The organism is Enterovibrio norvegicus DSM 15893 (genome assembly GCF_900115495.1).
Lineage (GTDB): Bacteria > Pseudomonadota > Gammaproteobacteria > Enterobacterales > Vibrionaceae > Enterovibrio > Enterovibrio norvegicus.
In genome coordinates this window covers 73,977-83,667 of the sequence record NZ_FOWR01000025.1, presented here as the reverse complement: position 1 = coordinate 83,667, position 9,691 = coordinate 73,977, and the positions used below count along the sequence as shown (strand labels likewise).

10 protein-coding genes and 1 other RNA gene are annotated in these 9,691 nt (G+C 45.8%); 6 read left to right on the top strand and 5 right to left on the bottom strand.

What is annotated here, in order from left to right:
* The 3 genes from BM082_RS16010 to BM082_RS16000 form a co-directional block, all read right to left on the bottom strand.
* The coding region (locus BM082_RS16010; protein WP_208862506.1) for a transposase domain-containing protein at positions 1 to 243 on the bottom strand (243 nt) is incomplete at its 3' end.
* Positions 244 to 422: 179 nt separating this feature from the next.
* Positions 423 to 770 carry an RnfH family protein gene (locus BM082_RS16005; RefSeq protein WP_017007695.1) on the bottom strand — a complete coding sequence of 116 codons (348 nt, stop codon included), beginning with the start codon at positions 768 to 770 and terminating at the stop codon, positions 423 to 425.
* Positions 763 to 1,194: an SRPBCC family protein gene (locus tag BM082_RS16000; protein WP_017007694.1), complete on the bottom strand. Its 432-nt coding sequence runs from the start codon at positions 1,192 to 1,194 to the stop codon at positions 763 to 765. The genes BM082_RS16005 and BM082_RS16000 overlap by 8 nt, the downstream gene beginning before the upstream one ends.
* Before the next feature lie 193 nt (positions 1,195 to 1,387).
* Between BM082_RS16000 and smpB the strand changes: the two genes are divergently transcribed.
* The 4 genes from smpB (at position 1,388) to BM082_RS15980 (ending at position 4,610) form a co-directional block, all read left to right on the top strand.
* Positions 1,388 to 1,873 carry an SsrA-binding protein SmpB gene (smpB, locus tag BM082_RS15995; RefSeq protein WP_017007693.1) on the top strand — a complete coding sequence of 162 codons (486 nt, stop codon included), beginning with the start codon at positions 1,388 to 1,390 and terminating at the stop codon, positions 1,871 to 1,873.
* A 46-nt stretch (positions 1,874 to 1,919) separates the two neighbouring features.
* Positions 1,920 to 2,287, top strand: a transfer-messenger RNA (tmRNA) gene (gene ssrA / locus BM082_RS15990).
* Positions 2,288 to 2,775: 488 nt separating this feature from the next.
* Positions 2,776 to 4,140 carry a type II toxin-antitoxin system HipA family toxin gene (locus tag BM082_RS15985; RefSeq protein WP_074927721.1) on the top strand — a complete coding sequence of 455 codons (1,365 nt, stop codon included), beginning with the start codon at positions 2,776 to 2,778 and terminating at the stop codon, positions 4,138 to 4,140.
* Positions 4,137 to 4,610, top strand: coding sequence for a helix-turn-helix transcriptional regulator (locus BM082_RS15980; protein WP_017012580.1), 474 nt, complete (start codon positions 4,137 to 4,139; stop codon positions 4,608 to 4,610). Before BM082_RS15985 ends, BM082_RS15980 begins: the two co-directional genes overlap by 4 nt.
* 326 nt (positions 4,611 to 4,936) lie before the next feature.
* On the opposite strand, the gene BM082_RS15975 is transcribed toward BM082_RS15980, so the two are convergent.
* A complete protein-coding gene (locus BM082_RS15975; protein WP_017017140.1) occupies positions 4,937 to 5,839 on the bottom strand; it encodes a YeeE/YedE thiosulfate transporter family protein in 903 nt (300 codons plus the stop codon).
* A gap of 74 nt (positions 5,840 to 5,913) precedes the next feature.
* On the opposite strand from BM082_RS15975, the gene BM082_RS15970 reads away from it, so the two are divergent.
* Positions 5,914 to 6,447, top strand: coding sequence for a hypothetical protein (locus tag BM082_RS15970; RefSeq protein WP_017017141.1), 534 nt, complete (start codon positions 5,914 to 5,916; stop codon positions 6,445 to 6,447).
* 9 nt (positions 6,448 to 6,456) lie between these two features.
* Positions 6,457 to 8,490, top strand: a complete 2,034-nt coding sequence (locus BM082_RS15965) for a DNA phosphorothioation-associated putative methyltransferase (protein WP_074927718.1) — start codon at positions 6,457 to 6,459, stop codon at positions 8,488 to 8,490.
* Between the two features lie 20 nt (positions 8,491 to 8,510).
* Here the strand turns inward: BM082_RS15965 and dndA are convergent, their stop codons facing one another.
* Entirely contained in the window at positions 8,511 to 9,638 is a 1,128-nt protein-coding gene (gene dndA / locus BM082_RS15960) for a cysteine desulfurase DndA (protein WP_074927716.1), read from the bottom strand.
* Positions 9,639 to 9,691 lie beyond the last annotated feature (53 nt).

Here is a 9,691-nt window from a genome sequence, read left to right as displayed (position 1 = left end):
CTTACCTGGAAGTAATATATCGAGCTGAGAGACCACCTTACTCATCGATAGGTGCCGATAAAGTGACATTCCCACGACGCTCCACACCATCAGTTCCATGGGGAGCCTACGCTTTCGAATCGTCGTGACGCCTGTGTCTTCAAGGCATTGATTAATGAGAGCGGGGCACAGGAGATCTGATAGGCCATTAAGTTGGTCAGCAGAAAATTGGTGTATTCGGTCGAGGGCTTGTCTTAAGAACATAAAAAAATCCGAGTGTAGAAATACACTCGGATTTTGCCAGCCTCTCAGGATCGTTCAACCGATCATTTTTTGCTTAACTGATCGGCATTAGTGATTTCTCACCGCTTTTTTTCATTGTGACTGTCACCCGTTTAGTTCTCATCTGATCCAATGGAAACCAAACAAGTCAGCGCCAGACGTTAATCTGTTTTGCGCTGCGGGTTTACCTTGCCACCCGTGACAGGATCAGAGGTGCCATCTGCCTTCATGCGCTCAGCACGGCGGCGACGGATTTCTTTCGGATCAGCGACCAGCGGGCGATAAATCTCAATGCGATCACCATCGTGCACTAACGCATCCAGCTTCACCAAGCGGCTAAACACGCCCACTTTGTTCTTCGCCAGGTCAATCTCAGGGTACGCATCCAAAATGCCAGAATGACGAATAATGTCTTCCACATGCATATCCGGCGTCACAATCGCCTTAAACACACGCTGCTCATTTGGCAGCGCATACATCACCTCAATATGAAGCAACTTCTCACTCATAAACGACTCTCGCGCGATCAGTGAAGGCTTTCACCATGTTCACTGCCAGCTCGTTAAAGACCTTACCAAACGCCATTTCCACCAAACCATTGGTGAATTCAAAATCCAAGTTCAACTCGATCTTGCAAGCATCCGCATCTAACGACGTGAAGTTCCAGCCACCAACCAATTTACGGAACGGGCCATCGACCAGCTCCATCTTGATCGCCTCGCCCATCACCAACTCATTACGCGTGGTGAAGGTTTTGCGAATACCGGCTTTCGCGACATCGACCGAGGCCGTCATGGCATCATGACTGGCTTCAAGCACACGCGACCCCGCGCAGCCCGGCACAAAAGACGGGTAAGCTTCTACATCATTCACAAGCTTAAACATTTGTTCAGCACTGAACGGCACAAGTGCAGAACGTGTAATTCGCGGCATACGATCTCCTCATCGCTCAATACCAGCATCATAACATTGGACCGTAATTTTCCCCAAACGTCTTCAAATTGCAGGAAATCGCCCATAATAGACGCCCATAAATGGCGTGGAATGTGAGCACAACGCGCGAGATTCTAAAAATCCTACAAAAACTATATCGCCCTTCCCTACCACTACGTATAATGCGGCCATTATGGTAAAGAAAAATTCAAAGAATAAAGCGGGCAGCAATACAATTGCGCAGAACCGCCAAGCTCGCCACGAATACTTCATCGAAGACGATGTTGAAGTCGGGCTTGAGCTACAAGGCTGGGAAGTGAAAGCCCTCCGTGCAGGCAAGGTCAACATCACAGAGAGCTACGTGTTCTTCCGTGATGGCGAAGCCTTCATGTCCGGTGCCACCATTACCCCACTTAATGTTGCTTCTACTCACGTAGTGGCTGACCCAACGCGTGTGCGAAAACTGCTGCTTAAGCGTCGTGAACTCGACACCTTGATCGGCAAAGTGAACCGTGAAGGTTACACCGTTATCGCACTGTCTATGTACTGGAAACAGTCGTGGGCTAAACTTAAGATTGGTCTGGCGAAAGGTAAAAAGCTTCATGACAAACGCGATGCATCGAAAGATCGCGATTGGCAGCGCGACAAAGCGCGTATCATGAAGGCTTCAGCCAGATAATCATTGACGCCGCAGAGCTTTATGCTAGTATCTGCGACATAATTCCGGGGCTGATTCAGGATTCGACAGGATCAAGAAGGCTCGTGGAGCATGCCGAGGGGCGGTTTGCCTCGTAAAAAGCCGCAAAAAAATAGTCGCAAACGACGAAAACTTCGCACTAGCAGCTTAATAACCTGCTAGCGCACTTCTACCCTAGCTTCCGCTTGTAAGACGGGGAATCATAGAAGTTCAAACCCAAACGAGATAGCGAGGGATGCTTTGACTAGAGAGCTGAACCGCGAAATAGAATTCTGGTATGTCTTTTTGTAGCGTGTCTATTCGCAGCACACTGACGAGAATAAAGATAGACTAAGCATGTAGCGCCATAAGTTAGACTGATTTTGGACGCGGGTTCAACTCCCGCCAGCTCCACCAATCGATTGGAAAAGGCCAACCTGAAAGGGTTGGCCTTTTTTTTACTTTTGGGTATGGCACTTTCAATGTTATTTACTTTCGATTCCAAACACATCACCCGATAGATCCAAACGACCTTGCGCACCGTCGCAAGCCCTCAAAAAATCCAAATAAAAATAGGCAACTGTTCCGATTAATACTTCGAGTACATGATATGTCTGAGTTTACTTTTATTGTGCGTTTCAGGTGCTTAAACTAAGGCCTTCAAAGAACACAAAAGAATCCTCAGGCAAGTAAATGAGTAAATTTACACTCATTAGTGGAATTTCAATCAGATTACGAGTAAATATCTACTCGTAATTTTTAAACGAACGTTTCTTCTTATAATCCTTTCTTACTACGCTCTAACACATCCACGCTCTTTTTTGGGTAGTAAACTACTCATTAATTGCATTTAAATCGATTTATGCGTAAATTAATACACATTAAATGACTTTTAAGGAATAAGGATGGAACAACTGACCATTCAGGCATTTATCAACGGGCAGTGGCTCGATATCGCCGTTATTTCATTCCCTGAAAGTGACCAACACAACTACAAAGTTACAGCTGTTGACTATCTGCAGGACTTTGCCATCGATCATTTTGAAAGCGATGACCTGCATGCGGTCTCCATCAACCACCCTGTCGCTTTTTTCTTTGAGGACAACGGAAAGCCAGGTTGGTTGAAGTTTCTCGACGACATCATGCCCGGTGGTGCCAGCAGGAAATACTGGGTTAAACAATTAGACATTGAAGACCTTCCCACTGCCGAACAAAACTACGTCTTATTGAGGTATGGCACCATGTCCCCTGTTGGGAACCTGAGAGTCAAAGACTCTCTCCCTGAGCGTTTTGAGCTTGCTGATAAACTCTTCTTCTCGGTAGATGATGTGAAAAGCCGCGCCAGTGATTTCTTAGACTATGCCCAGCAAAGAGGTGCGGCTGCAGGTGGTGCCACAGGTGCAGGTGGAGAAGCGCCCAAACTCCTTCTTCGCGCTTCTATCGAAGATAATCCGAATGACAGTAAAATTTGGATAGATCCCTACCAGGACGACAACAACAATCGAGATTTACACTATTTAGTCAAATACCCAAGAGGCTCAAAAAGTGGCATAGATTGCGATATTCTTCGCGCAGAGTTTCTTTACTATCATGAACTTACAGAAATGGGGTTTGACACCATCCCCATCGAACACATGCGTTTGGAAGAAGGGCCAAACTACCCCTCATTGTGGCTACCACGCTTTGACGTCAGCTATAACACTCAAGGGCAGGTGGAAAGATATGGCATGGAATCGGTATATTCCATCCTTGGTAAAAGTGCTGGCGTTACCCTCGATCATGAAGAAACAGTCAGAACACTCATCGACAAGATCACTCAGAGTTACATGGTGATGCAACAAGGTTATCACTTTGATATCCAAGCCTTCGTTATAGAATGGGTTAAAAGAGACCTTATCAATATCCTCTTTGGAAACAGCGATAACCATGGGCGTAACACATCGTTTCTAAAAGGCGAGGGATACATCAAACTTGCGCCTATTTACGATTTTGCGCCGATGAAAGCAGACCCCGAAGGCATACCAAGAACGACCAAATGGAAGGCACCTTTGGAAGTTGGCGGCACCTATGATTTTGTTGGAATAGCAAACACTTTGTCAGACCTCGTGCCTAGCGAGGCGTTACTTGAAGCTCTACGCGATACAGCAAGCCAATGTATTGCTCTCAAGGAAAGACTAGCGGCAAAAGGCGTACCCGAAAATATTCTCGAACTACCTGGCATAGGGTTCAACCATACCTCAGACAAACTGGCTAAGTGGGGGCTTCTGTGAGCACAAAAAATTCGACACTTAACGAGTCAGCTAAAGCAACCGTCGCTCGCCTTAAATCTAACCGTACACAGCCTTCTCAAGTACAACTAGATGATAAAGAAGTAGCGGGAAACGGCACATCAAATGCTCGTTCAGTTCAAAGGGTTTCAAAGAACAAAACATCTGTAAATGCCGCTGAACGCAAAAATGTCGCCAACCAGATCATCAAGCAATTGCTGTTCGGCGAGTTAACGCAAGGACAAGCCTTGAAAGCACTTAGAATCAATGTGCTTGGACTGAAACAGGATGTGTACGCCAAACTGGTGGATATTTCTCGAAAAACACTTTCAGATATCGAGAATGATCGAGGCAGTTACAAAACAGACATATTGAACAAAGCATTTAAGCCTTTTGGCTTAAAAGTGGGTTTGCTCCCATCCTCAACCAATGCCTTGAGATCGTTATTGCAGAGTCATGGAGCAACGGATTAAAGTAGGTTTAGGGGTCTTCTTTAGACCAAGTTGTTATAAAACACCTGGTCTATGGCGTATAAATGGAATAATAAGACGCGAGTTCAGTTCCTTTCAGAGTAGGATTTTCAAGTAACATTGGTAGTGACATTAAACCCGAAAAACACTCTTAAGCCACTGACTATATAGACTATAAAAAACCAATTCAGATTCCGCCAGCCCAACAGTCGATTGGAAAAGGCCAACCTGAAAGTGTTGGCCTTTTTTGTTGTGCGCTCCACGCTGAATCACTCCCCACCTGCAACATCAAAATATCCTCTCCAAGGGATAAGTGGGTTACACACCATCTAACGTCGTTCGAGCACTTTCAGCCCAACAAAAATCCCTAAAACCATACTCGCCACCGCAACAAAGCCATTGAGAGATAACGAAGGCATCGCTACCAATAGCTGAGTATCATTTCCGCCTTTCGCCATCACAGCACCGACCCCCATTAAACAGCCGGCAGCAAAGTGTTTCGCAGCACTTCCCAATGCTATGCTGCGTAAAAGAAAGGACCCCGTTAGCTTTGCGGCGACAAACATGCCCAACATCAAAACAGCAACCAGCATAAATCTTGTGGCTTCAGGCCACTTTTCATTGTCGCTATGCCAGAAAGAAAGGCTCATCGAGCGCAATAAGCCACTAGGAGTCCAATGAGGTTCATAAAGAAAAACCAACCCACCAAGCAGCCCTATTCCAAGAAGGGAAAACCACAGCTTGCGACGCTCCGGTTTTGCAAAGAAAAGACAACACAGAACCACCAAAGATAATGCCGTCAAAATACCATAGCGTATCGACCCGCTTAAGTGGATTGACTCAGGAGCCGTCGCTTGAGGAATTAAAGGTTCAAGGGCTAACCAAGCAACTATCCATCCCAAAATAGTCATAAACATGGGTAATTCGCCTCGCGCAAAACGGCTTACCGTCGAGACGCCACATCCCCCGTTTGCCGAAGCCCCAAGACCAAACAACAATCCACCTGCGAATGAATAAATCGTTGCGTAGAAACCACTCCTTGGCGCCATATCGGCGAAGTAGTGGCCACTTACGATGAGAACCCACGCGAAAGTGCCACTCGTCATAATAGCCAGCAAGAAAAAAGGATTACCCGCTTTCGCTTGCTTGACCCCGCGCACCATACAAAGCCCAGTGGTTTGAGAAAGATACCCAATGAAGAAAATGCACGCTATCGCCAGTGCTAACAACATCCTTGTTCGTACTCCCTGTTAATAAGCGATTGACCTGTTTACTATAGAGAAACTCATCCAGAGCGGATTTCGTCATGCGGCAAGAACTGATTGATTGGCACCGAACTCAGCACCCAGTTATACCTTCTGAGATTAGCAATCGCCCTTTACAAGAAGAGAGCACATCGGCACTTATCGCGCTCAGCGATGATATTCTAACCCCTCTCGAAAATCAGTTTGGCTCAATTACGATTACTTACGGCTTTACTTCCAACATCCTCAAAAACTACCTGTTAAAGCATCACCCTGGCCAAATGGCACCCTCACTTGACCAACATGCGGCGTCAGAGCGCAATGCAAAAGGAAACCTTATCTGCAAGCGACAAGGTGCTGCGTGTGATTTATTGGTAGAGGGGTTTGATAAACGCATGGATGAAATTGCCAAGTTCGTTGTGACCCAACTACCCTTTGACAGGCTCTATTTCTACGGAAAAAACAGGCCGATCCACGTCAGTATTGGCCCCGAAAACAGCAAATATGTTCAGATAATGAAGCCATCAGCAAAAGGGCATGCCGTACCGGTACGTCGAGGTGTTGGAGTAAGCAGCATTAACTTGTTTGAATCATAGGAAGGTGTGATGGATAGCGAAAAGTTTCAAGCAATGGTGGAACAAGCCACCGCAGGCAAGCAACTGCCTGACGCTCTCTACCTTCACAAAGATGCTTTTGAAGCATTACCAAACGCACTCTCCGCATTTATTCATAACGTCGCCAAGGCCCTAAAAATAGACGATGACAACTGGCATATCGTTAAACTCAGTAAGAACGACTTTCGTTTGTCCCTGCTCAGCTACCCCACGTTCTACACTGATGCCTATCCAAGCCTCAAACAGAGTGTGACTGTCGATTTAACCAAACTGATGCATCGCGTCACGGATTATGAAGCCTCAGAGAATCCGCCCATTCTTCACCGTAAAGAGTTGATGATATTACCAAGCCACCCCGCCTACCCTGACTTCGAACAAATCACCCAAGAAGGTGAAAACGCAGGCTTGTATGAAAACTCTAGGCTGATTGGTTTCAAGCAATCTTGGCTCAACCTGATTAAACAACATGGCTACACCTTGGTTGACGGCCGTTTGTTTCGATCGGCCATGGTGGAAGATACAGATGTACACACCATTGATAGACACAAAACCGCAATCGTCCGACATTCCCTCTCCGCCCCCATGAAAGCACTGGCCAAAAACAGTTATCTCAGTGGTGATTACTCAGTGTTTGATTATGGTTGCGGGCGGGGCGACGACATGCGTGAGCTGCTTGCTCATTGCATCGATGTGTTGGGTTGGGACCCCACGCATTACCCTGATGGTGAGAAAACGCATTCAGATATCGTTAACCTTGGCTTTGTTCTCAATGTTATCGAAGATATCGACGAGCGATTAGATGCACTACTTGGCGCTTGGGAGCTTGCCGATAAGTTGCTGGTGGTAAGCGTGATGCTAGGCACCGAGCAGTTTATCTCGCAATTTACCCCCTACAAAGACGGCGTGATCACCTCGCGTAATACCTTTCAAAAGTACTATCAGCAAAGTGAAATCAAAGCCTATGTTGAACGCACCCTCGATGAACAAGCCATCACCATCGCGCCAGGTATTTTCTACATATTTAAAGACAAGCTCGAAGAGCAAGCGCATCTGCAAAATCGTTATCGCCGCCACCAAGGGTGGAAGCAATTAACCGCCCCAAAGCCGCCTACCCAGCAAGAAAAACTCAAACTGACCATCAGCCAACATGCAGAGTTATTTGAAGCGTTTTGGATGACATGCTTAGTGCTTGGCCGCATTCCTGCTAACGATGAGTTTGAGCAATCTGAAACCGTTCGAGAACTGATTGGCTCGCATAAAAAGACCCACAAACTACTTTGTGAGATCTACGATGAAGCCGACTTTGAAGCAGCAGAGCTGGCAAGGCGAGAAGACTTACTTCTCTACTTCGCCATGACATTGTTTGAAAAGCGCAAACCCTACACCCAACAACCCGAAGCACTTAAACGCGACATCAAAGCCTTCTTTGACGACTACAAAAGCGCCCTCACGCTGGCACAAGACGCACTCTATCAAATCGCCAATCCCGAAAAAATAAACCAAGCCTGTGTTGATGCACACACAATGCTTCCCGCTAGTATTCTAAACGATAATCACTCACTCATATTTCACCAACAATACACCGAGCTTTTACCCCAAATTCTCCGGATTTACGTTGGGGCTGGGCTACACATGTACGGGGATTTAGAAAACATCGACTTGGTTAAAATCCATATTCGCTCAGGAAAGCTTACCCTCACGACCTACGATAACTTCGACAACAGCGCCGTTCCGTTCCTTGTGGAGCGAGTGAAGATAAAGATGGCGGAACAAGACATCGACTTTTTTGATTATGTAGCGGAAGAAAAGCGCCCGCCGCTCCTAAACAAAGGGTTGCTACTGGGGGATGACGTTGAACAGCAAAGCAAGCAACGTGCTTTTGATAAACGCTTGGCAGAACTGCTTGGCGTTTCCCACCTGCAAGAAGTACTGATGGGAAGAGCTATGTTTGAGCGAAGGTTGCGGGAGGAAGAGAAAGTGGTGAATGGACATAAGCTATTGATAAAAAGGGTTAAAAACGAGTAAAAAACCACTCAAATAGCATTTCACATTTTCAAGAGTACGATTTGCTCTAGAATCTGTCTTACAGGCAATTTTTCAGTTGTTACTCCCCATGAAACTCTCACCGCCCCAGCAATTCTGTCTTCTTCGAACCCCATCGCTAATAGAACATGTGAAGGCTCATAACTTGAAGAAGTACAAGCAGACCCGTTGGAAACAGCAGCTATGTCTCTTAGCTTTACCATTAATGCTTCAGAATTAACGCCAGGAACTGAAAAATTGAGAACAAATGGAGATGTATCTGAGCCATTGTACATTGCTCCAACTTTATCCAGCTCATCAATCAGTGTCGCTTTTAGCGTTGCTGCATGAGAACACCATTGCTCATGATTATTCTGAGCCATTTCGCATGCAAGACCAAAACCAGCTATTAGTGGAACGGCCAATGTTCCTGGACGCAAGCCTCTCTCCTGACCACCTCCAAACATTATTGGTTTAAGGGGAGGTTTAATAAAGCCTCGTTTACGAGCCACAAGCGCTCCAACACCCTTTGGGGCATATAATTTATGACCACTAGCGCTAATCAAATCTATTCGTTTATTACTTAATTCGTTACTCAATTTGCCAAAGCTTTGGGCTGCATCAACATGCAGATAAGCTTCATGACCATCAAGAATATTACAAATCAATGGAATTGGCTGAATACAGCCCGTTTCATTATTGATGTGCATGATAGACACCATTAACGTGTCTTCTCGCAGAGCGCACCTCAATTCCTCAGGATCCACACAGCCACTTTCATTAACTTCAAGATAGGTAACCTCAAAGCCACACTTTTCAAGATACTCTATTGGTTCCAATACAGCTTTGTGCTCTATCCGAGTAGTGATTAGGTGCTTCTTATTATGCTGATTACCAAAGTCTTTTAATCCCAAAATAGCAATGTTATTGCTTTCAGTTGCCCCGCTGGTAAAAAATATTTCTGATCTATCAGCAGCTACTACATTTGCTACTTGCTCACGAGCTAAATCAACACGTTTTTTGGCGTTTGCGCCGAATGCATGAGTACGACTTCCAGCATTCCCATACTCGTCTAACATCAGCTTGCATACAAGCTCTGCGACCTCACTTAAAACGGGGGTTGTTGCATTAAAATCAAGATATGTAGACATACAGGATCTCAGTGGAATTTATTCGGGACTTTGAATCGAAGATAAATTAGAAT